Here is a 21,802-nt window from a genome sequence, read left to right as displayed (position 1 = left end):
CACAAGGAGCCGGACATGAGTGAGAGCACCGTCCCCGACGGCCACGTCGAGAAGGTCGGCGGGTTCGACATCCGCAACTTCATCGGTCTGCTGATCGGCATCTACGGCCTGGTGCTGACGGTGATGGGCCTGTTCTTCTTCGACGAGGCGGCCCGGGCCAAGACGGCCGACCTCAACGCCAACCTGTGGACGGGGCTGGCCATGCTGGCCTTCGGCGCGCTGTTCGTGCTGTGGGCGCGGCTCCGCCCGATCCGCATCGTGGTGAAGGAGAACGAGCCCGGCGCCGAGGAGCGCCGCGACATCGCCCCCACCGACTGAGGACCGGGCCCGCTCCGGTGTGCCGCCGCGGCGGGCGGGTAGCGTCGCAGCACCTCGACCTCGACCGAGAGGACCGTCATGTGGGCCTTCCTCAGCGCCCGGCTCCGGATGTGGCTCGTCTTCGCCGTGGTGGTGCCGCTCGTGACCGCCGTGCTGGCGGTGGTGCGGCGCCAGCTGGAGAAGCGCTACGGACCCGACCACGCCGTCGTGCGGAACCTGGCCCGCCTCGAGCGGTTCGGACGACGCCGCCGGCGCTGAGGACCGGATGAGGCGGCTCTCACCGGCGCCTCATCACCCCATCACCCCTGGTCGGGACGCTGCTGCCATCGGGTCCACCGAGGACCCGCCCAGCAGAAGGACACCCATCATGAAGCGTCTCCCAGCCCTCGTCGTCGCAGCCGCGGTCGTCGCGCTGCCGCTCACCCTGTCCGTGGGTGCCGCTCCGGCCTCGGCCGGGGAGCGCACCTGCCGGGGCACCCTCGGCGCGGTCACCGTCGACGACATCCGCGTGCCCTCCGGCGCCACCTGCAAGCTCAACAAGACCAAGGTCAAGGGCAACATCAAGGTCTACAAGGGCGCCCGGCTCGAGGCCCGCTCCGTGCGGGTCGACGGCAACATCCAGGCCGAGCGGCACCACAGCGTGCTGGTGCTGAGCAGCGTCGTCAAGGGCAACATCCAGCTCAAGCAGGGCGGCATCGCCAGCGTCCACTCCAACACCGTGGACGGCGACATCCAGCTGTTCTCCAACCGCGGCCGCCAGCACCTCAACAGCAACCGCGTCGACGGGAACCTGCAGTGCAAGTCCAACTCCCCCGCTCCCACCGGCAAGGGCAACCGGGTGGAGGGCAACAAGGAGGACCAGTGCCGTCGCCTCTGAGCTGACGCGCACCCATCCCCCGCGCGGCGCGTGGCCGGTCCCCGGTCACGCGCCGTCGCCGTCCCAGGAGGGTCGCCCTCAGCGGGCCCGCGCCACCCGGCCCTCGTCCCAGACCGGCTGCTCGGAGGGGTAGACGGTGCCGTCGGCCCCGAAGACCAGGAACCGGTCGAACCCGCGGGCGAACCAGCGGTCGTGGGTGACCGCCAGCACCGTGCCCTCGAAGGAGGCGAGCCCCTGCTCCAGGGCCTCGGCCGACTCGATGTCGAGGTTGTCGGTGGGCTCGTCGAGCAGCAGCAGGGTGGCGCCGGAGAGCTCGAGCAGCAGGATCTGCAGCCGCGCCTGCTGCCCGCCGGACAGCGTCTCGAACCGCTGCTCGGCCTGCCGGGCCAGCCCGTAGCGGTCCAGGGCGCGGGCCGCCGGCTCCTGCGGCATCCCCTCGCGGTGCTCGTCGCCGCGGTGCAGCACGTCGAGCAGGGTCCGCCCGAGCAGCTCGGGGTGGTGGTGGGTCTGGGCGAACCAGCCGGGCCGCACCCGCGCGCCCAGCCGGGCCGAGCCGGTGTGGGCGACCGGGGCGATGTCGAGCCCGCCGACCGGGCGGTGCTCGGCGTCCGGCAGCGAGCCGCCACGGGCCAGCAGCCGCAGGAAGTGCGACTTGCCCGAGCCGTTGGAGCCGAGCACCCCGACCCGGTCGCCGAACCAGATCTCGGCGTCGAAGGGCCGCATCAGCCCGGTCAGCTCCAGGTTCTCCACCACCACCGCGCGCTTGCCGGTGCGGCCGCCGGACAGCCGCATCGTCACCTGCTGCTCCAGCGGGACCGCCTGCGGCGGCCCAACCTCCTCGAACTTCGCCAGCCGGGTCCGGGCGGCCTGCAGCCGGCTGGCCATGTCGGAGTTGCTGGCCGCCTTGACCTTGTACATCAGCACCAGGTCCTTGAGCTTCTGGTGCTCCTCGTCCCAGCGCCGGCGCAGCTCCTCGAACCGGGCGAACCGCTCGCGGCGGGCGGCGGCGAAGGTGGCGAACCCGCCGCCGTGCACCCACAGCGTGTTCCCCGCCGCCCCCAGCTCCAGCGCCGCGACCGCCGTGGCGGCCTCGGCCAGCAGCTCGCGGTCGTGGCTGACCAGCAGCACGGTCTTGCGGGTCGCCTGCAGCTGTCCCTCCAGCCAGCGCTTGCCCGGGACGTCGAGGTAGTTGTCCGGCTCGTCCAGCAGCAGCACCTCGTCGGGCCCCCGCAGCAGGTACTCCAGCGCCAGCCGCTTCTGCTCACCTCCCGACAGCGTGTCGACCGGACGCCAGCGGGCACGGTCGTAGCCGACGCCGACCGCGGCGGTGCAGCAGGCGTCGAAGGTGACCTCGGTCTCGTAGCCGCCGGCGTCGGCGTACTCGGCCAGCACCTCGGCGTAGCGCAGCTGCAGGGCGTCGGACTCGTCCTCCATCAGGGCCAGCTCGACGGCGTCCAGCTGCTCGGCCGCCGCCCGCACCCGGGCCGGGGCGAGCGAGAGCAGCAGGTCGCGGACGGTGGAGCCGTCGCGGATCGAGCCGATGAACTGGCGCATCACCCCCAGCCCGCCGCTGCGGCTGACCGTCCCGGAGTCCGGGGCCAGGTCGCCGGCGACGATGCGCATCAACGTGGTCTTCCCCGCGCCGTTGGGACCGACCAGGGCCACCACCGCGCCGTCGCCCACCCGGAACGACACGTCGTCCAGCAGCACCCGCCCGTCGGGCAGGGAGTAGCTGACGTGGGAGAGGTCGACGTGGCCCATGGCGCGGATGCTAGGCCCCACCACCTCGTCCGGCGAGGGGTTTCCCGACCGCCGGGTACAGTGCTGTGTCGGCCTCCCCCTCGTCGGAGGAGGCGGCATCTGGCGTCGGGACGAGGATGGGCAGCTCTGTGGCGGCACGTTCGGTGATGCCATGGCTGGTCGGCCTCCTCGCCACCGCCGTGGCGCTGTGGGGGGCGATCTCCTGGCAGGCGGGTCAGCCGCCGCTGCTCGGGCACGAGGACGCCGACCCGCTCACCACCGAGGTCACCGGCGCGCTGCGGCTGCTGGTCACCTTCGCCGCGGTCGGCACGGTCGCCGCGCTCGCCCGGGTCGTGCTGACCCGGCGCCGCCGCGGCCGAGGCCCCCAACGGCTGGACGAGACCGCGCTGGACCAGCTGGCGGTGGCCCGGCACTGGGCCCTCGGCTGGTGCGCCGCCGCCCTCGCGCTGGTGCCCTTCGACGCCGCCGACACCAGCGGCATCGCCGTCGGCGTGGCCGTGGGGAACCTGCGCGACTTCCTGCTGGCCACCCAGACCACCCAGGCCTGGCTGCTCACCGCCGTGGTGGCCTTCGTGCTGGCCGCGGTGCTGCCGTTCGTGCGCACCTGGCGGACCGGTGTGCTGCTGCTGGCGGTGGCGGTGCTCGTGCACCTGCCGCCGGTGGTGACCGCCCAGGTCTCGGTGGGCGCCGACCACGACCTCGCCTCCGACGCCGCCATCCTCGCCACCCCGCTGCTGGCGCTCGCCACCGGCGCCGCGGTGGCGCTCACCGGCCGGGACCGGGCGCGTGGCGACCTGCTGCGGCGCTACCACCGGCTGCTCGGGGTGACGCTGCTGGTGGCGCTGCCGGCGCGCGTCCTGATCGGGTGGTTCGAGCTGGCCGGCGAGCCGTGGCTGGCGCCGGGCTACGGGCTGTCGGTGGTGGTGGCGGTGGCGCTGCTGGTGCTGCTGGCCGGGTCGTGGGGCGTCCGCGCGGTCGCCCTGCGACAGGCTCAGGGCGCCGGGGTGACGGCTCGGCTCGGGCTGGCACGGCTGACCACCGTGGTCGACGCGGTGCTGCTGCTGCTCGTGGCCGGTACGACGGTCGTGCAGTCGCAGCTGGTGCCGCCGCGGTTCCGGGTGCCGCAGACCCCGCAGCAGAACTTCCTCGGCTACGAGGTGCCCGACGCGCCGTCCTTCCTCGCCCTGGTCCAGCCCGGCCGGGTCAACCTGCTGCTGCTGGTGGTCAGCCTGGCGATGATCGGGCTGTACCTGCTCGGCGTCCGGCGGCTGCGCCGGCGCGGGGACGCCTGGCCGCGCGGACGCACCGCCGCCTGGGTGGCCGGCTGGCTGACCATCACCTACGTCTCGGTCAGCCAGGTCTGGCAGTACGCCTCCACCAGCTTCGACTGGCACATGGTGGTGCACATGGTCTTCAACATGGGCGCGCCCGCGCTGATGGTGCTGGCCGGCCCGCTCACCCTGCTGCTGCGCGTGCGGGGGGCCGCGCGTCCCGGCCAGCTGCTCTCGCTGCGTGACACGGTCAACGCCGGGCTCAACGCCCGGGCGCTGCACGTGCTCGGCCACCCGCTGGTGATCTGGGTGCTGTTCGTCGGCTCCTTCTACGCCCTCTACCTCACCGGGCTGTTCGGCACCGTGATGAAGTACCACTGGGCGCACCAGCTGATGAACGTCCACTTCATCGCCGTCGGCTTCCTCTACTACCTGGTGGTCATCGGGGTGGACTCCCCCGGACGCCCGATCCCCCACATCGCCAAGCTCGGCTACATCCTGGCCGCGATGCCGTTCCACGCCTTCTTCGCCGTCGCGGTGCTCAACAGCCAGGTGATCGGCGCCGACTACTACTCGGGGCTCGACCTGCTCTGGCGCCCGGTCAGCGGCGCCCCGGACGGGCCGTCCGCGCTGGCCGACGTCCAGCAGACCGGCGGTCAGCTGGCCTGGGGCATGGGCGAGCTGCCGCTGCTCGGGGTGACGATCGCGCTGCTCTTCCAGTGGTTCCGCTCCGACGAGCGGGCCGCCCGCCGCTTCGACCGGGCCACCAGCGCCGGTCACGACACCTCCCTCGACGCCTACAACGAGATGCTGGCCGAGCTGGCCCGCCGCGAACGGGAGACCGAGCAGCGGAGCGGACGCCCATGACCACCACGACCCGTCCGGACGCGGGACTGCCGAGCACCCGCACCCGCGAGTACGACCTGCAGGGGATGACCTGCTCGGCCTGCGCCAACCGCATCGAGCGGAAGCTCAACAAGCTCGAGGGCGTCAGCGCGGTGGTGAACTACGCCACCGAGCGGGCCGTCCTCAGCGGCCCGGCCGACGGCCTGGACGAGCGGGTGGTGCAGGCGGTGCGCGCCGCCGGCTACGACGCCACCGTGGTCGACCGCGACGCCGATCCCGACGACACCTCCCACCCCGACCGGCTGGCGCCGCTGCGCCGCCGGATCGCCCTCGGCGCGGTCACCACGGTGCCGCTGGGCAGCCTGACGATCATCCTGGCCCTGGTGCCGGAGCTGCGCTTCCCCGGCTGGGAGTGGCTGGCGGTGGCCCTGGCCACCCCGACCGTGCTCTGGGGCGCCTGGCCCTTCCACCGCGCCACCCTGCGCAACCTGCGGCACGGCTCGTTCAGCATGGACACGCTGGTCTCGCTCGGGGTGGTCTCGGCCTACCTGTGGTCGGTGCTGGCGATCGTCCTCGGCTCCGACGAGCCCGGCTACTGGCTCGGCTACGGCGTCACACCCGAGGGGGCTGATGCCATCTACCTGGAGGTGGCGACCGCCGTCACCACCTTCCTGCTCACCGGCCGCTACGTGGAGGCCCGCTCCCGGCGGGCGGCCGGGGACGTGCTCGGCGCGCTCAACCAGCTCGCCGCCACCACCGTGCGGGTGGTCCGCGACGGCGTGGAGAGCGTCGAGCCGGTGTCCGCGCTGGCCCGCGGGGACGAGTTCGCGGTGCGGCCGGGCGAGACGATCGCCGCCGACGGCGTGGTGACCGCAGGCGCCTCGGGGGTGGACACCTCGATGATGACCGGGGAGCCCGCACCGGCCGAGGTGGCGGCCGGCGACCGGGTGCTGGGCGGCACCATCGCGCTGTCGGGCCGGCTGGTGGTGCGGGCCGAGCGGGTCGGCGCCGGCACCCAGCTGGCGCAGATGGCGACGATGGCCGAGCAGGCGCAGGCCCGCAAGGCCCGGGTGCAGACCCTCGTCGACCGGGTGGTCGCGGTGTTCGTGCCGGTGGCGCTGGGGATCGCCGTGCTCACCCTGGCCGGCTGGCTGCTGGCCGGCGGCGGCGTCCGGGACGCCTTCAACGCCGCGGTCTCGGTGCTCATCATCGCCTGCCCGTGCGCGATGGGGCTGGCCACGCCGACGGCGCTGATGGTCGGCGTCGGCCGGGCCGGGCAGCTCGGCATCGTCATCAAGGGACCGGCCGCACTGGAGTCGTCCGGCGCCATCGACACCGTGGTGCTGGACAAGACCGGGACGCTGACCACCGGCGAGATGCAGGTGGTGGGCGTCCACGCCTGCGGGTCGGACACCGAGGAGGTGCTGCGGATCGCCGCCGCGGTGGAGCAGCACTCCGAGCACCCGATCGGACGGGCCGTGGTGCACCGGTGGGGTGCCGAGCCGCTGCCCGGCGCCGACGACTTCACCGCGCTCGGGGGGCTGGGCGCCCGCGCCCGGGTCGGCGGCCGCGACGTGCTGGTCGGCAACCGGGCGCTGATGGAGCGCGAGCAGGTGTCCCTCTCCCCCGCCGACGACTGGGTGGCCGCCGCCGCGGAGGCCGGCCGGACGCTCGTCCTGGTGGCGGCGGACGGGCGGCTGGTCGGGGGGTTCGAGCTGGCCGACACCCTCAAGGACTCCGCCGCCGGCGCGGTCGCCCGGCTCAAGGGTCTCGGGCTGCGCACCGTGCTGCTCACCGGGGACGCCCCGGCCGCCGCCGAGCAGGTCGGCGCCGCGATCGGCGTCGACGAGGTGGTCGCCGGGGTGCTCCCGACGGAGAAGGTCGCCCACGTCGAGCGGCTGCAGTCCGGGGGCCGCCGCGTGGCGATGGTCGGCGACGGCATCAACGACGCCGCCGCGCTCGCCACCGCCGGGCTCGGGCTCGCGGTCGTCAGCGGCACCGACATCGCGATGAAGTCCGCCGACATGATCCTCGTCCGCCCCTCCCTCGGGGTGGTGCCGGACGCGATCGCGCTGGCGCGGCGGACGCTGGGCACCATCCGCGGCAACCTGGTGTGGGCCTTCGCCTACAACGTGGCCGCCATCCCGCTGGCCGCCTTCGGGCTGCTCAACCCGTTGATCGCCGGTCTCGCGATGAGCCTCTCCTCGCTGTTCGTGGTCGGCAACAGCCTGCGGCTGCGCGGCTACGACCCCGCCCGCGCCGGGCTCCGCACCCGCTGACCGCTCCGCGTACCCTGTCCCCCGTGCCAGCCGACCCACCCGAGCGCCGCGACCTGCGCTCCGCCCTCGCCAAGGAGGGACGGCTCTACCTGCTCGCCCTGCTCTGCGCCGTTCCCGGCGCGCTCGCGGTGTGGTGGACCGACTCGTTCTGGGTCGGCGCCCTGGTCTGCCTGACCTTCCTCGGCGTCCTCGGCAGCGCGCTGTTCGTCTACGAGCGCCGGCGCCAGGAGCGGGACGGCCGATGACCGCGGGTCCCCGCCCTGCCGGCGGCCCGCGTCCCAGCACCGGCCACCGCAGGGGCATCGTCTCCTACGTCCGCCGCACCACCCGGCTCACCGAGACCCAGCAGCACGCCTGGGACCGGTTCGCCGACCGGTGGGTGGTGCCGGTGCCGGAGGGTCCGCGCGAGACCTCGGTCGACCCGTCGGCCGAGCCGTTCGACCTGGCGGCCCTGTTCGGCCGCGACGCCCCGCTGGCGGTGGAGATCGGCTCGGGCTCGGGTGAGTCGCTGGTGGCGATGGCCGCCGCCCGCCCGGAGCTGGACGTGCTGGCCTTCGAGGTCTACCAGCCGGCGGTGGCGAGCACGCTGAGCCGGATCAACCGGGCCGGGGTGGACAACGTGCGCGTGGTGATGGCCGACGCCGTGGAGGGGCTGACGCTGCTGCTCGGGCCGGACGCGCTGAGCGAGCTGTGGCTGTTCTTCCCCGACCCCTGGCACAAGCTCAAGCACCGCAAGCGCCGCCTGGTCACCTCCGCCTTCGCCGACCTGGTGGCCGCCCGGATGCGCCCGGGCGGGCAGTGGCACCTGGCCACCGACTGGCAGGACTACGCCAACCAGATGCTGCGGGTGCTCACCGAGCACGAGGCGTTCGAGAACCTGCACGAGCAGTGGGCGCCGCGCTGGGAGGCCCGTCCGGTGACGAAGTTCGAGGCCAAGGGCACCGCGGCCGGCCGCACCATCCGCGACCTCACCTTCCGGCGCCGATGACCCCGGCCCCGATGACGCCGGAGACGCGGCGGCTGCGGATCGACCTGGCATACGACGGCACCGACTTCACCGGCTGGGCCGTGCAGCCCGGCTACCGCACGGTGCAGGGCGAGCTGGAGCTGTGGCTGACCCGGGTGCTCCGGCTTCCGTACGCCGCGGCCATCACCTGCGCGGGCCGGACCGACGCCGGCGTGCACGCCCGCCACCAGGTGGCCCACGTCGACCTGCCGGCGGGCACCGACCCGGCCCACGTCCTGCGCCGGCTCCGCCGCGCCCTGCCGGCCGACGTGTCGGTGCTCGACGTCACACCGGCCCCGCCCGGCTTCCACGCCCGCTTCTCCGCGCTGTGGCGGCGCTACGTGTACCGGATGGCCGACGACGTGCCCGACCCGCTGCACCGCCGCTTCGTCGCGCCCGTGCGGCACCGGGTGGACGTCGACGCCTTCAACACCGCCGGGGCCACCCTGCTCGGGCTGCGCGACTTCGCCCCCTTCTGCCGGCACAAGGCCGGCGCCACCACCATCCGCACGCTCACCGACGTGGAGGCCCGCCGGGTGGACGACCTGCTCGGCAGCCGGGTCGAGGTGATGCTGCGGGCCGATGCCTTCTGCCACTCGATGGTGCGCTCGCTGGTCGGTGCGCTGACCGCCGTCGCCACCGGCCAGCGCGACCTGGACTGGCTGGCGATGGTCGCGGCGAGCCCCCGGCGGCACTACCAGGTGCATGTGATGGCGGCCTGCGGCCTCACCCTGGAGGAGGTCCGCTACCCACCCGACGCCGAGGTCGCCGCGCGGGCGGAGGCGTCCCGGCGGATGCGGGCGAGGTCGGAGCTGGGGCTGGAGCCGGACGAGGAGGAGGACGAGGAGTGAGCCACTACTTCGAGACCCCCGAGGGCCCGGAGCGCCGGCGCCCGCTGCAGGTGGAGCTGTGGGGGCATCCGTTGGCGCTGCAGACCGCCTCGGGGGTGTTCTCCGCCGACCGGGTCGACCTGGCCACCGGCGTCCTGCTGCGGACCCACCGGCCCGACCCCTCGGCGCGCCGGGTGCTCGACCTGGGCTGCGGCTGGGGCCCGATCGCGCTGGCGCTCGCGCTGGAGGCGCCGCGGGCCCGGGTGGACGCCGTGGACGTCAACGAGCGCGCGCTCGCCCTGTGCCGCGACAACGCCCGGGCCGCCGGCGTCGGTGACCGGGTCACCGCGCTGCGGCCCGAGGAGGTCGACGCGGACGCGCGCTACGACGAGGTGTGGTCCAACCCGCCGATCCGGATCGGCAAGGAGGCCCTGCACGACCTGCTGCTGCAGTGGCTGCCGCGACTCACCGACGACGGCGTGGCCCGGCTGGTGGTCGGGCGCAACCTCGGCGCGGACTCGCTGCAGCGCTGGCTGGTCGAGCAGGGCTGGCGGTGCGAGCGGACGGCCAGCGCCAAGGGGTTCCGCGTGCTCGAGGTCGCCCGGGCCTGAGCGGGAGGTCGCTCAGCCGTCCATCGCCGCGGTCGCCCGCTGGATCTCCTCCGGGCCGAGCCGCAGCGGCGTCTGCACCAGCCACTGGTGCCCGTGCGGGTCGGCCACCCGGCCGCCGCGGGCCCCGTAGGGCTGGTCGGCGACCGGGAAGACCACCGAGCCGCCGGCCGCCACCATGGCCTCGGCCAGGGCGTCCGGGTCGTCGGTGGTGACCGACAGCAGCACGCCGGGACGGCCCGGGGTGGCGAGCTGGTCGAACTCGTCGGCGTCCTTGAGCTCGAGCAGGGTGCCGAGCAGCTCCAGCTGGGCGTACACCACCCGGTCGCCGGAGGTGTAGCGCTGGCGGAGCTCCGCACCGAAGACGCGGCGGTAGGTGTCGATGGCGGCGTCGGCGGAGGCGACGACGAGCTTGGCCGAGATCTGTGGCGTCATGCGGTCAGTCTGCGCGAAGCCCGTCCCCGCCGTCTTGGACGTTCCGGAACAGTCCGGAGACGCCGAGGGGACCCGGCTCAGGAGCGGCGCAGCCGGACGTGCTCGGGGCGCAGCTCGTCCACGCGGGAGACCCCGACCAGCGACATGGTCCGCTCCATCTCGGAGGTGAGGATCTCCAGCACCCGGTCCACCCCGCGCTGGCCGCCGACCATCAGGCCGTACAGGTAGGGCCGCCCGATCAGCACCGCCCGGGCGCCCAGCGCCAGCGCGGCCACCACGTCGGCCCCGCTGCGGACCCCGGAGTCGAGGTACACCTCGGCCCGGTCCCCCACCGCGTCGACCACCTGCGGCAGCAGCTCCAGCGGCACCGGCGAGCGGTCGAGCTGGCGTCCGCCGTGGTTGGACAGCACGATCGCGTCGGCGCCGGCGTCCACCGAGCGCACCGCGTCGGAGAGCGAGAGCACGCCCTTGACCACCACCGGCCCGCCGAACTGCTCCTTGATGGTGGTGACGTCGGAGGGCCGCAGCCGCTGCTCGCGGTGCTGGTTGGACATCCCCCACAGCCCGTAGGGCGAGCCGGCCGGGAAGGTGGCGAACCGCAGCGGCTCGGTGGTGAGGATGTTGGCCACCCAGCCGGGGTGGCGGGCCATGTCGGCGAAGGTGCGCAGGGTGAGCTGCGGCGGGATGGCGAAGCCGTTGCGCAGGTCCTTGCGCTTGAGCCCGGTCACCGTGGTGTCGATGGTGATCATCACGGCCTCGTAGCCGTGCTCGCGGGCCTCGGCCAGGTGCTGGTCGGTGACCGCGCGGTCGCGCATCACGTAGAACTGGAACCAGTTCCGCCCGGTGGGTGCGGCCTCGGCCACGTCACCGATGGAGGTGGTGCCGTAGGTCGACAGCGTGTACGGCATCCCGGCGTAGGCGGCGGCCGCGGCGACCGCCCGCTCCCCGGTGTGGTGGCTGAGCCGGCTGTAGCCGGTCGGCGCGAGGACGATCGGCGCGGCGGCCGGGCGTCCGAGCAGGGTGGTGCTGGTGTCGGGGTCGCCGACGGCGTCCCAGGCGGTCGGACGCAGCTCGACGTCGGCGAAGGCGTCCCGGTTGCGCGCCAGGGAGACCTCTGACTCCGCGCCGCTGTGCACGTAGTCGAACACCGCGCCCGGCACCCGGCGCCGGGCCAGCCGCTCCACGTCGTCGACGGTGACGCAGCGGGCCAGCCGGCGCTCGACCGCGTCGGCGTGCCAGGGCCGGGTCTTCAGGAAGGGCTCGAGGTCGCGCCAGCGCGGCAGCCGCCGGGGCGGTGCGGGGATCGCCGGCGACCGGCGCGGCGGCGGTGCCGGGGCGGGTTCGGCCGCGATCTGCTCCGGCTCGGTGCGCCCAGCAACGCCTGGCGGCGCGGGTTCTCCGAGCGCGCCTGGCGGCGCGGGTTCTCCGAGCGCGCCTGGCGGCGCGGGTTCTCCGAGCGCGCCTGGCGGCGCGACCGGGGTGTCGGGCGGGTCGGCTGCGGACACTCTTGTCCCTCCCCTGCTCATCGGATAAGTTCCGAACTCATCATACAAGTCGTCCGACCAGACGGGATGCCCATGTCCGACTCCATCGCCTCGATCTCCCTGTCGCACGTGGTGCTGCCGCTGCAGAACCCGGTGAGCGACGCCAAGGTGCTCACCGGCCGGCAGAAGCCGCTGTCGGAGGTCGTCCTGCTGTTCGCCGAGGTGACCACCGCCGACGGCGTGGAGGGCATGGGCTTCAGCTACTCCAAGCGGGCCGGCGGCCCCTCGCAGTACGCCCACCTCAAGGAGATCGCCCAGGTCGCGATCGGGCAGGACCCCTCCGACACCGCCAAGGTCTACGACAGCCTGCTGTGGGCCGGCGCCTCGGTCGGCCGCTCGGGCGTGGCCACCCAGGCGATCGCCGCCCTGGACGTCGCCCTGCACGACCTCAAGGCCCGCCGCGCCGGTCTGCCGCTGGCCAAGCTGCTCGGCGCCTACCGCGACTCCTGCCGGGTCTACAACACCTCCGGCGGCTTCCTGCAGGCCAGCGTCGAAGAGATCAGGGAGAAGGCCGACGCCTCGCTGGCCAGCGGGATCGGCGGGATCAAGATCAAGGTCGGCCAGCCGGACTGGCGCACCGACCTGGAGCGGGTGGCGGCCGTCCGCGAGCACCTGGGCGAGGTGCCGCTGATGGTCGACGCCAACCAGCAGTGGGACCGCGCCCGCGCCCGGCGGATGTGCCGCGAGCTCGAGGCCTACGACCTGGTCTGGATCGAGGAGCCGCTGGACGCCTGGGACGCCACCGGCCACGCCGACCTCAGCCGCACCTTCGACACCCCGATCGCGACGGGGGAGATGCTCACCTCGGTGCCCGAGCACATGGCGCTGCTGGAGGCCGGCTACCGCGGCATCGTCCAGCCCGACGCCCCGCGGATCGGCGGCATCACCCCGTTCCTGCGCTTCGCCACGCTGGCTGCGCACGCCGGGCTGGCGCTCGCCCCGCACTACGCGATGGAGATCCACCTGCACCTGGCCGCGGCCTACCCCACCGAGCCGTGGGTGGAGCACTTCGAGTGGCTCGACCCGCTGTTCGAGGAGCGGATCGACATCTCCGACGGCCGGATGTGGCTGCCGGAGCGTCCCGGGCTGGGCTTCACGCTGAGCGAGCAGATGCGCGCCCTGACGGTCGAGACGGCCCGGTTCGGCGCGTCCGCGACGTGACGACCACGCTGGCCGCCAGGGTCGTCGACGGCATCCGCCGCCAGATCCTGTCCGGCGAGCTCGGCCCGGGGGCCAAGCTGCCGTCGGAGGCCGCGCTGGTGGCGGAGTTCGAGGTGTCGCGGACGGTCGTGCGCGAGGCGGTCTCGCGGCTGCAGGCCGAGGGGCTGGTCGAGACCTTCCAGGGCCGCGGCTCGTTCGTGCTCGCCGTCCCCGAGCCCTCGTCCTTCCGGCTCGAGGAGTCGGCGATCCGCAGCCACCGCGACGTGCTGGCGATGATCGACTTCCGGATCGGGGTGGAGGGCGAGGCCGCCGCGCTGGCCGCCGGCGCCCGCACCGAGGACGCCGCCGCCCGGATCCGCCAGGCGGTGGAGACCTTCGGCCGGGCCCGGCCGGCGGAGATGGTGGAGGCCGACTTCGCCTTCCACCGGGCGGTGGCCGAGGCCAGCCGCAACCGCTTCTACCTCGAGCTGCTCGACGCCCTCGGACCGATGATGATCATGCTGCCGCGGACCCGGCTCGGCGAGGAGTACTCCCTCAGCGACGCCCGCCACGTCGAGCGGGTCCGCCAGGAGCACGACGCGGTGGCCGCGGCGGTCCTGGCCGGTGAGCCGGAGACCGCGCGGGCGGCGATGCGGGTGCACCTGGCCGCCACCCGCCGGCGGCTGGTCCCCGGCTGAGCCGCCGCTCGATGCTCGGGGTCGGCGAGGCGTCCGAGCGATACCTTGCGGGCATGGCCATCACGCTGGACCAGATCCGGTGCTTCATCGCGACGGCTGAGGAGCTGCACTTCGGCCGGGCCGCCGAACGGCTGCAGATGACCCAGCCGCCGCTGTCGCGCCAGATCCAGCGGCTGGAGCGCAGCGTCGGCGCCCGGCTGCTCGACCGGGACCACCGCCGGGTGGCGCTGACCCCGGCCGGGACGGCGTTCCTGGAGGACGCCTACCGGATGCTGGCCGCGGTCGACGCCTCGGTCCAGCACGCCCGGCGGGTGGAGGCGGGCTCGGCCGGCACCGTGCACCTCGGGGTCACCGCGGTCTCGGCGATCGGCGTCCTCGGCCCGCTGCTCGGGCTGCTCGACCGCGAGCTGCCCGAGGTGGACGTCGTGCTGCACGAGAGCGCCAGCGGCGGTCAGGTCGACGGGATCCGCCGCGGCCAGATCGACCTCGGGCTGGCGCGCCCCCCGTTCGACACCGCCTCGCTGTCCTCCCGGCTGGTGCTGCGCGAGCCGCTGCGGGCGGTGGTGCCGGCCGGGCACCCGCTCGCCGGCCTCGACCGGCCGCTGGCGCCGGAGGACTTCGACGGGCAGTCGGTGATCAGCTACCACCCCACCTCCGCCCGCTACCTGCACGAGCTGACCGTCCGCTTCCTGCTCAACGGCCACGCCCGGATCGAGCAGCACGTGCAGCAGGTGCTCACCGCCGTGCTGCTGGTGGCCGCCGGCCAGGGGGTCGCCTTCGTGCCCGCGGGCGTCGCGGCGCTGCACGTGCAGGGGGTGCGGTTCCAGCGGCTGACCGAGGTGCCCGGCGCGCACGCCGACAGCGACCCGGCCCGACCGGTGGAGCTGCACGCGATCTGGGCGCGCGACGGCCTCACCCCGCTGCTGCGGCGGGTGCTGCAGCTGGTGGAGCGCTCGGTCGAGGAACCAGGCGATGCAGCTGGGGTATGACCGAATGCCCGATCGGTCCTGGACGGGTATCAGGCCGGTCCCTAGGGTGGGGCCACCGGGCGGCGGACCGCGCCGCCGGGCCGAGTGCTGAGGAGCCGCCACCGTGCCTGCCGTCACCCCGTCCGAGCTCGCGACCGTCCTGGGCAGCGGGCTGCTGTCCTTCCCGGTGACCGCGTTCACCGACGACCTCGAGCTGGACGTCCCCGGCTACCGCGAGCATCTGGAGTGGCTCAGCGGCTACCCGGTGGCGGCGCTGTTCGCCGCCGGCGGCACCGGCGAGGGGTTCTCGCTCACCGCCGAGGAGACCGACCAGGTGGTGCGCGCCGCCGTCGACGGGGTGGCCGGCAAGGTGCCCGTGCTGGCCCCCGCCACCGGCTCGACCCGCAACGCGATCGCCCAGGCCCGGGCCGCCGAGGCGGCCGGCGCGAGCGGCATCCTGCTGATGCCGCCCTACCTCACCGAGGCCGACCAGGTCGGGCTGGTGGAGCACGTGAGCGCCGTCTGCGCGGCCACCTCCCTCGGGATCGTCTACTACAGCCGCGCCAACGCGGTGCTGCACGACGAGGCCGTGGAGCGGGCGTGCGAGCGCAGCGCCAACCTCGTCGGCTTCAAGGACGGCGTGGGCAGCATCGAGCAGATGACCCGCACCTACGCCCGGATGGGTGACCGGCTGACCTACGTCGGCGGGCTGCCCACCGCCGAGGTGTTCGCGCTGCCGCTGCTGCAGCTCGGGGTGACCACCTACTCCTCGGCCATCTTCAACTTCGTGCCGCAGTTCGCCGTCGAGTTCTACGAGGCGGTCCGCCGCCAGGACCGCGACGAGGTGTACCGCCGGCTCAACCAGTTCGTCATCCCCTACACCCGGCTGCGCGACCGCACCAAGGGCTACGCCGTCTCCATCATCAAGGGCGGGATGCGGGTGATCGGACGCCCGGCCGGACCGGTCCGGCCGCCGCTGAGCGACCTCACCCAGGACGAGCTGGCCGAGCTGACCACCCTGGTGCAGGGCATCGGGGCCACCGCCTGATGAGCGTCACCGTCGCCCGCGTCGAGGTGGTCCCGGTCGCCGGTCACGACTCGATGCTGCTCAACCTCAGCGGCGCCCACGGCCCGTTCTTCACCCGCAACATCGCCGTCGTCACCGATTCCGACGGCCGCACCGGGCTGGGCGAGGTGCCCGGCGGAGAGGCGATCCGGAGCACCATCGCCGAGGCGGGTGAGCTGCTGGTCGGCCAGCCGGTGCTGCGCTACCGCTCGCTGCTGCGCCGCGTCGCCGCCGCCTACGCCGACCGGGACGCCGCCGGTCGAGGCGGGCAGACCTTCGACCTGCGGACCACGGTGCACGCGGTGACGGCGCTGGAGTCCGCCCTGCTCGACCTGGCCGGCCAGCAGCAGGGGGTGCCGGTGGCCGAGCTGCTCGGCGACGGCCAGCAGCGTGAGGCCGTCCCGATGCTCGGGTACCTCTTCTACGTCGCCGACCCCGACCGCACCGACCTGCCCTACGTCCGCGGGGACGCCGTCGGCGCCGGGGAGCAGGACCGCTGGTCGGCGCTGCGGCGGGAGGAGGCGATGACGCCGGAGGCGGTGGTGGCGCTGGCCGAGGCGGCGCAGGAGCGCTACGGGTTCAGCGACTTCAAGCTCAAGGGCGGCGTGCTGGCCGGGGACGAGGAGGCCGCCGCGGTGACCGCGCTGGCCGAGCGCTTCCCCGAGGCCCGGATCACCCTCGACCCCAACGGCGGCTGGCTGCTGGCCGACGCGATCCGGATCTGCTCCGGCCTGCACGGGGTGCTCGCCTACGCCGAGGACCCGTGCGGCGCCGAGCAGGGCTTCTCCGGCCGGGAGACGATGGCGGAGTTCCGCCGGGCCACCGGCATGCGCACCGCCACGAACATGGTCGCCACCGACTGGCGCCAGCTGGCGCACGCCGTGCGCAGCGCCGCCGTGGACATCCCGCTGGCCGACCCGCACTTCTGGACGATGGCCGGCTCGGTCCGGGTGGCCCAGCTGTGCGCCGAGTTCGGGCTGACCTGGGGCTCGCACTCCAACAACCACCTGGACGTCTCGCTGGCGATGTTCACCCAGGTCGGGGCGGCCGCGCCGGGCGAGATCACCGCGCTGGACACGCACTGGATCTGGCAGGACGGCCAGGGCATCACCACCGCACCGCCGGTGATCCGCGACGGCGCCGTGCAGGTGCCCGACACCCCGGGCCTCGGCGTCCAGCTCGACCGCGAGCGGCTGGCCGAGGCGCACGCCCGCTACACCGAGCACGGCCTCGGTGCCCGCGACGACGCCACGGCGATGCAGTACCTCGTCCCCGGCTGGACCTTCGACCCCAAGCGCCCCTGCCTCGTCCGCTGACCCGACCCCAACGCCCTGAGCCTGTCGACGGGCGATCGAGCCGGCCGGTCGACTCTGGGGGCTGGTGCGGGGCGCTCGCGCTCCGACAGGCTCAGCGCGCTGAGGTCAGGCCGGGCGGGACGTCCAGGTCGTCCGCCGGACCTGGGGCGGGCGTGCCAGCATGGGCGGTGACCCGCAGCGCGGAGGAGGAGGTCGCGATGGACGAGGTGGACCGACGCTCCCAGGAGCCGACCGGCGACGACGCACCGATCGGGCGCCTGCCGCAGGACCTCGCCGACCGGCTCCGCGACCGGGACACCACCGCGGAGGCCGGCGAGCAGAGCCGGATCGAGCAGGTCGACGACGCGATCGCCGACGCCCTGGGCGACGACCCAGCCGACGACAGCTGAAGGGTGCCTCGCGACGGCCGGCCACGCGGCCTGCCGTTGTAAGGTGCCGACACATCCAAGGTGGTGCCCTGCCGGGCGCCACGGAGGTGGTCGCAGGGGAAGTCGGTGGGAGTCCGACGCTGGCCCGCAACCGTGTGCCCCACCCCGGTGGGACGAGTCGGATCGCCTGCCTCCACCTCGGCTCACCACCACCCGCCGTGGCCCGCGGGCGAGCCGGTCGGGGGGCACCGGCCGGGCGTCCGCCCGCGGCTGACAGGACGCTCCCCGATGCCGACCCCGCCACCGACCGCCCCGACGGGTGCGCCCGCCGACGTCGCGCCGCGGTCGGGCGGTGCCGCGCGGTGGTCCCGGCTGCCGCGGTCGCTGCACCCGGTGGCCTGGTGGGTGTGGGCGGTCGGCGTCGCCGCCGCGGCCAGCCTGACGACCAACCCGCTGCTGCTCCTGCTGCTGGCGGCCGCGGTCACCCAGGTGGTGCTGCTGCGGCGCGGCAGCGGACCCTGGGCGCGCTCCTTCCGGCTCTACCTGGCCCTGGCCGGCGCCGTGGTGGTGCTGCGGCTGCTCTACCGGGTGGTCTTCGGCGGCCAGGACGGCGGCACGGTGCTGCTCGCACTCCCCGAGGTCCCCCTGCCGCACTGGTTCACCGGGCTGCGGCTGCTCGGCGACGTGACCTCCGACGCCGTGGTGGCCGCGCTGCAGGACGGGCTGAGGCTGGGCACCGTGGTGCTCTGCGTGGGTGCGGCGAACTCGCTGGCCGACCCGCGCCGGCTGCTGGCCGCGCTGCCGCCGGCGCTGTACGAGCTCGGCACCGCGCTGGTGATCGCGGTGACGGTCTTCGCCCAGCTCGCCGACTCGGTCCGCCGCGTGCAGCGGGCCCGGCGACTGCGCGCCCCGGCCGCCGGCGTCCGACGTCCGCGCCGCCAGCTGGTCCGCTCGGTGGTGGTGCCGGTGCTGACCGACGCCCTCGACCGCTCCCTCGCGCTGGCCGCGGCGATGGACGCCCGTGGCTACGGCCGCGCCGGTACCGGATCACCGGCCCGCCGTGCGCTCACCGCGGGCACCGCCCTGCTCGCCCTGGCACTGCTCGCCCTCGGCGCCTACGCCACCCTCGCGGCCGCACTGCCGGGGGCGGGCGGCCCGCTGGTGCTGCTGGCCGGGGTGCTGGTGGCCGGCGTCGGGCTGTGGCTGGCCGGCCGGGACGTCCGGCGCACCCGCTACCGCCCCGACCGGATGCGGCCGGCGGAGTGGCTGACGGTGGTCTGCGGGGTGCTCACCTTCCTGCTGGTGTGGCAGACGGCCCGGGGTGCTGACGCGGCCGCGGTCGTCCCCTCGCTGCGCGAGTGGCCGCCGCTGACCCTGCTGCTCGTGGCCGCCGCCGTCGTCGCCGCGCTGCCCGCCGTCCTCACTCCCCGGCCGGAGGTGGCGTCGTGATGCTGCGCATCGAGGGGCTCACCGTCCGCTACTCCGCCGACGGCCCGGCCGTGCTGCGCGACGTCGACCTGACCGTGGACGAGGGCGAGCTGGCGCTGGTCACCGGGCCCACCGGCAGCGGCAAGTCCACCCTGCTCGGCACGATCAACAACCTGGTGCCGCGGTTCACCGCCGGCGTCCGCACCGGCCGGGTCACCCTGGCCGGGGAGGACGTCACCACCCGCCCCCCGCGCGAGCTGGCCGACCGGGTCGGCTGGGTGCCCCAGGACCCGCTGACCGCCTTCGTCACCGACACCGTCGAGGACGAGCTGGCCTACCCGATGGAGCAGCAGGGGCTGCCGCCCGCGCCGATGCGGGTGCGGGTGGAGGAGACGCTGGATCTGCTCGGCATCGCCCCCCTGCGCCGCCGCTCGCTGCGCACCCTGTCCGGCGGGGAGCAGCAGCGGGTCGCCATCGGCAGCGTGCTCACCCTCCGGCCACCGCTGCTGGTCCTCGACGAGCCGACCTCCGCCCTCGACCCGGTGGCGGCCGAGGACGTCCTGGCGGTGCTGCGGCGGCTGGTGCACGACCTCGGCACCACCGTGCTGGTGGCCGAGCACCGGATGGAGCGGGTGGTGGAGTCGGCCGACCTGGTGGTGCGGGTCGGGGCCGACGGCACCGTCGAGCAGGGCCCGCCGGCGGAGGTGCTGGCCCGCGCCGAGCTGGTGCCGCCGGTGGTCGAGCTGGGCCGGCGGCTGGGCTGGTCCCCGCTGCCGCTGTCGGTGCGGGACGCCCGGCGCCGGGCCGCGCCGCTGCGCCGCACCCTCACCTCACCGGTCGACCCACCGCTGCCCGACACCCCCGGTGGGCTGCGGGCCCGGCGGCTCACCGTGCGCCACGGCTCGGCCGTCGCCGTCCGTGAGGTCGACCTGCACCTGCCCCCCGGGCAGCTCACCGCCCTGGTCGGCCGCAACGGCTCGGGCAAGTCCTCGCTGCTGTGGGCGCTGCACGGCGCCGGGCCGCACACCGGCGAGGTCACCCTGGACGGGCGTCCGGTCGACGGGCGGGCCGCGCTGGTGCCGCAGACCCCGGCCGACCTGCTCTACCGGGAGACCGTGGCCGCCGAGTGCGCCGACGCCGACACCCGCGCCGGACGCCCGCCCGGCTCGACGCTGGCGCTGGCCCGTCGGCTCGGCGGCGACCTGCGTCCCGGGCAGCACCCCCGCGACCTGTCCGAGGGCCAGCTGCTCGCCCTCGTGCTGGCCCTGCAGCTGGCCCCCGACACGTCGGTGGTGCTCCTCGACGAGCCGACCCGCGGGCTGGACTACCGCGCCAAGGCGGAGCTGACCCGGACGCTGCAGACCCTCACCGAGCAGGGACGCACCGTGCTGGTCGCCACCCACGACGTCGAGTTCGTCGCCGCCACCTGCCAGCGGGTGGTGGTGCTCGCCGAGGGCGAGGTGGTCACCGACGGCCCGGTCCGCGAGGTGCTGCCGTCCTCCCCGCTGCTGGCACCGCAGACCTCCCGGGTGATGGCTCCCCTCCGCCACCTCACCCCCGACGAGGTGGTTCCCGCCGACCCCGACCTGCCGGCACGCGACGGCGGGCTGCCCGGCGGGCCCGGGCGGAGGACGCGATGAGCGCGCCGGCCCCGCCGGTCGAGCCGCTGCCGGTGGTAGCGGTCGGCGCGGGTGCCACCGGCGTCCGGCTGCGCGGATGGTCGGCGGCGGTGGTGGCACTGGCCAGCGTGCTCGGCCTCGGGGCGCTCACCTGGCCGCTGTGGGTGCCCGCGTCCGGGGCCGACGAGGGCGCCGGGTTCCTGCTGGTGGCGCTGGTGCCGCTGGTGCTGCTGCTGGCGCTGGCCCAGCTCACCGAACGCGGCCTCGACTCACGCACCCTGGCCGTGCTCGGGGTGCTGTCGGCGCTGAACGCCGCGCTGCGCCCGGCGCTGAGCGCGGGCACCGCCGGGGTCGAGTCGGTGTTCTTCCTGCTCATCCTCAGCGGACGGGTGCTCGGACCCGGGTTCGGCTTCCTGCTCGGCTGCACCTCGTTGTTCGCCTCGGCGCTGCTCACCGCGGGGATGGGCCCGTGGCTGGCCTACCAGATGATCTGCGCGGCCTGGATCGGTCTGGGCGCCGGCCTGCTCCCCCGGGCGCGCGGGGCGGCCGAGCTCGCGCTGCTGGTCGGCTACGGCGTCGTCTCGGCCTACCTGTTCGGGCTGCTCATCAACCTGTCGGTGTGGCCCTTCCTCACCGGGATCGCGATGCCGGGCGAGCCCACCGGCGCGCTCGACCTCGTCCCGGGCGCACCGCTGCTGGACAACCTGCGCCGGTTCGCGGTGTTCACCCTGCTGACGTCGACCGCCACCTTCGACACCGGGCGCGCGATCACCAACGCGGTCGCCCTGCTGCTCCTCGGCGCACCCGTCCTCGCCGTGCTGCGCCGCGCCGCCCGGGTGAGCTGACCCCGCCGCCCTACCATCGGCGGGTGCGCTGGACACGGCAGCTGACCGAGGACGTGGTGCTGCGCCCGGTGACCCTCGACGACGCCGCGGCGCTGGCCACCGCCTACGCCGACAGCTGGCTGCACCTGGCCCCGTGGGAGCCGGAGCGGCCGGCGTCCTGGTTCACCGCCGAGGGCCAGCGCCGCGAGGTCGAGGCGCACCAGCGCGCCACCGGCGAGGGAGCTGGGCTGTGGCTGGTGCTGGTCGAGCAGACCACGGTGGTCGGCCGGGTCAGCCTGACCGGCATCGTCCGCCGGGCCTTCCAGAGCGCCAACCTCGGCTACTGGACCGCCGCCACCCACACCGGCCGCGGGCTGATGACCCGCGCAGTGGACGCCGCCGCCGCGATCGCCCGCGACGAGCTCGGACTGCACCGGCTGCAGGCCGGGACCCTGCTGCACAACGTCGCCTCCCAGCGGGTGCTGCGGCGCTGCGGGTTCACCGAGATCGGGGTCGCCGAGCGCTACCTGAGGATCGGCGGCCGCTGGCAGGACCACCGGCTCTTCCAGCGCATCCTGCACGACTGAGGGCGCCCGCCCC

The 21,802-nt window shown here is 74.9% G+C and carries 22 protein-coding genes; 19 read left to right on the top strand and 3 right to left on the bottom strand.

Going from position 1 to position 21,802, the window contains the following annotated elements; translation table 11 throughout:
* Nucleotides 1-15: 15 nt before the first annotated feature.
* The 3 genes from DT076_RS10270 to DT076_RS10260 all read left to right on the top strand — a co-directional run bounded on the left by DT076_RS10270 (nt 16) and on the right by DT076_RS10260 (nt 1,195).
* Nucleotides 16-318, top strand: a complete 303-nt coding sequence (locus tag DT076_RS10270) for a hypothetical protein (RefSeq protein ID WP_114126560.1) — start codon at nt 16-18, stop codon at nt 316-318.
* 78 nt (nt 319-396) lie between these two features.
* Complete coding sequence (locus DT076_RS10265) at nt 397-576, top strand: hypothetical protein (protein WP_114126559.1); 180 nt, start codon at nt 397-399, stop codon at nt 574-576.
* A 109-nt stretch (nt 577-685) separates the two neighbouring features.
* Nucleotides 686-1,195, top strand: coding sequence for a hypothetical protein (locus DT076_RS10260; protein ID WP_114126558.1), 510 nt, complete (start codon nt 686-688; stop codon nt 1,193-1,195).
* A gap of 78 nt (nt 1,196-1,273) precedes the next feature.
* On the opposite strand, the gene DT076_RS10255 is transcribed toward DT076_RS10260, so the two are convergent.
* A complete protein-coding gene (locus DT076_RS10255) occupies nt 1,274-2,956 on the bottom strand; it encodes an ABC-F family ATP-binding cassette domain-containing protein (protein ID WP_114126557.1) in 1,683 nt (560 codons plus the stop codon).
* A 116-nt stretch (nt 2,957-3,072) separates the two neighbouring features.
* On the opposite strand from DT076_RS10255, the gene DT076_RS10250 reads away from it, so the two are divergent.
* From DT076_RS10250 to DT076_RS10225, 6 genes are read left to right on the top strand one after another with little or no spacing between them, the layout of a single operon-like run.
* Complete coding sequence (locus tag DT076_RS10250) at nt 3,073-5,094, top strand: cytochrome c oxidase assembly protein (RefSeq protein WP_158548102.1); 2,022 nt, start codon at nt 3,073-3,075, stop codon at nt 5,092-5,094.
* Nucleotides 5,091-7,352: a heavy metal translocating P-type ATPase gene (locus DT076_RS10245; protein WP_199539093.1), complete on the top strand. Its 2,262-nt coding sequence runs from the start codon at nt 5,091-5,093 to the stop codon at nt 7,350-7,352. The genes DT076_RS10250 and DT076_RS10245 overlap by 4 nt, the downstream gene beginning before the upstream one ends.
* Before the next feature lie 23 nt (nt 7,353-7,375).
* A complete protein-coding gene (locus DT076_RS10240) occupies nt 7,376-7,597 on the top strand; it encodes a hypothetical protein (protein WP_114126555.1) in 222 nt (73 codons plus the stop codon).
* Nucleotides 7,594-8,340, top strand: coding sequence for a tRNA (guanosine(46)-N7)-methyltransferase TrmB (gene trmB, locus DT076_RS10235; RefSeq protein WP_114126554.1), 747 nt, complete (start codon nt 7,594-7,596; stop codon nt 8,338-8,340). Before DT076_RS10240 ends, trmB begins: the two co-directional genes overlap by 4 nt.
* Nucleotides 8,337-9,209: a tRNA pseudouridine(38-40) synthase TruA gene (truA, locus tag DT076_RS10230; protein ID WP_233493857.1), complete on the top strand. Its 873-nt coding sequence runs from the start codon at nt 8,337-8,339 to the stop codon at nt 9,207-9,209. The genes trmB and truA overlap by 4 nt, the downstream gene beginning before the upstream one ends.
* Nucleotides 9,206-9,799 (top strand): class I SAM-dependent methyltransferase, encoded by a 594-nt coding sequence (locus tag DT076_RS10225; protein WP_114126552.1) that lies wholly within the window; start codon nt 9,206-9,208, stop codon nt 9,797-9,799. Before truA ends, DT076_RS10225 begins: the two co-directional genes overlap by 4 nt.
* A gap of 12 nt (nt 9,800-9,811) precedes the next feature.
* On the opposite strand, the gene DT076_RS10220 is transcribed toward DT076_RS10225, so the two are convergent.
* Entirely contained in the window at nt 9,812-10,231 is a 420-nt protein-coding gene (locus tag DT076_RS10220; RefSeq protein ID WP_114126551.1) for a VOC family protein, read from the bottom strand.
* 77 nt (nt 10,232-10,308) lie between these two features.
* Nucleotides 10,309-11,736 carry an alpha-hydroxy-acid oxidizing protein gene (locus DT076_RS10215; RefSeq protein WP_233493851.1) on the bottom strand — a complete coding sequence of 476 codons (1,428 nt, stop codon included), beginning with the start codon at nt 11,734-11,736 and terminating at the stop codon, nt 10,309-10,311.
* A 72-nt stretch (nt 11,737-11,808) separates the two neighbouring features.
* Between DT076_RS10215 and DT076_RS10210 the strand changes: the two genes are divergently transcribed.
* The 10 genes from DT076_RS10210 to DT076_RS10165 all read left to right on the top strand — a co-directional run bounded on the left by DT076_RS10210 (nt 11,809) and on the right by DT076_RS10165 (nt 21,789).
* Nucleotides 11,809-12,936, top strand: coding sequence for an L-talarate/galactarate dehydratase (locus DT076_RS10210; RefSeq protein WP_114126550.1), 1,128 nt, complete (start codon nt 11,809-11,811; stop codon nt 12,934-12,936).
* Entirely contained in the window at nt 12,933-13,613 is a 681-nt protein-coding gene (locus DT076_RS10205; RefSeq protein ID WP_114126549.1) for a FadR/GntR family transcriptional regulator, read from the top strand. Before DT076_RS10210 ends, DT076_RS10205 begins: the two co-directional genes overlap by 4 nt.
* Nucleotides 13,614-13,666: 53 nt before the next feature.
* Complete coding sequence (locus tag DT076_RS10200) at nt 13,667-14,602, top strand: LysR family transcriptional regulator (protein WP_114126548.1); 936 nt, start codon at nt 13,667-13,669, stop codon at nt 14,600-14,602.
* 103 nt (nt 14,603-14,705) lie between these two features.
* Nucleotides 14,706-15,629 (top strand): 5-dehydro-4-deoxyglucarate dehydratase, encoded by a 924-nt coding sequence (kdgD, locus tag DT076_RS10195; protein WP_114126547.1) that lies wholly within the window; start codon nt 14,706-14,708, stop codon nt 15,627-15,629.
* Nucleotides 15,629-16,963, top strand: coding sequence for an enolase C-terminal domain-like protein (locus DT076_RS10190; RefSeq protein ID WP_114126546.1), 1,335 nt, complete (start codon nt 15,629-15,631; stop codon nt 16,961-16,963). The genes kdgD and DT076_RS10190 overlap by 1 nt, the downstream gene beginning before the upstream one ends.
* Before the next feature lie 167 nt (nt 16,964-17,130).
* Nucleotides 17,131-17,352 (top strand): hypothetical protein, encoded by a 222-nt coding sequence (locus DT076_RS10185; RefSeq protein WP_114126545.1) that lies wholly within the window; start codon nt 17,131-17,133, stop codon nt 17,350-17,352.
* Nucleotides 17,353-17,619: 267 nt separating this feature from the next.
* Nucleotides 17,620-18,780, top strand: coding sequence for a CbiQ family ECF transporter T component (locus DT076_RS10180; RefSeq protein ID WP_114126544.1), 1,161 nt, complete (start codon nt 17,620-17,622; stop codon nt 18,778-18,780).
* Nucleotides 18,780-20,399 (top strand): ABC transporter ATP-binding protein, encoded by a 1,620-nt coding sequence (locus DT076_RS10175; protein ID WP_114126606.1) that lies wholly within the window; start codon nt 18,780-18,782, stop codon nt 20,397-20,399. The genes DT076_RS10180 and DT076_RS10175 overlap by 1 nt, the downstream gene beginning before the upstream one ends.
* Nucleotides 20,396-21,223: an ECF transporter S component gene (locus DT076_RS10170; protein WP_114126543.1), complete on the top strand. Its 828-nt coding sequence runs from the start codon at nt 20,396-20,398 to the stop codon at nt 21,221-21,223. Before DT076_RS10175 ends, DT076_RS10170 begins: the two co-directional genes overlap by 4 nt.
* A gap of 23 nt (nt 21,224-21,246) precedes the next feature.
* Nucleotides 21,247-21,789: a GNAT family N-acetyltransferase gene (locus DT076_RS10165; protein WP_114126542.1), complete on the top strand. Its 543-nt coding sequence runs from the start codon at nt 21,247-21,249 to the stop codon at nt 21,787-21,789.
* The last annotated feature ends 13 nt before the right edge of the window (nt 21,790-21,802 follow it).

It is taken from the genome of Desertihabitans brevis (assembly GCF_003327535.1).
GTDB lineage: Bacteria > Actinomycetota > Actinomycetes > Propionibacteriales > Propionibacteriaceae > Desertihabitans > Desertihabitans brevis.
The sequence above is the reverse complement of the archived record's forward strand: the minus strand, read 5'-3'. Positions and strand labels throughout refer to the sequence as shown.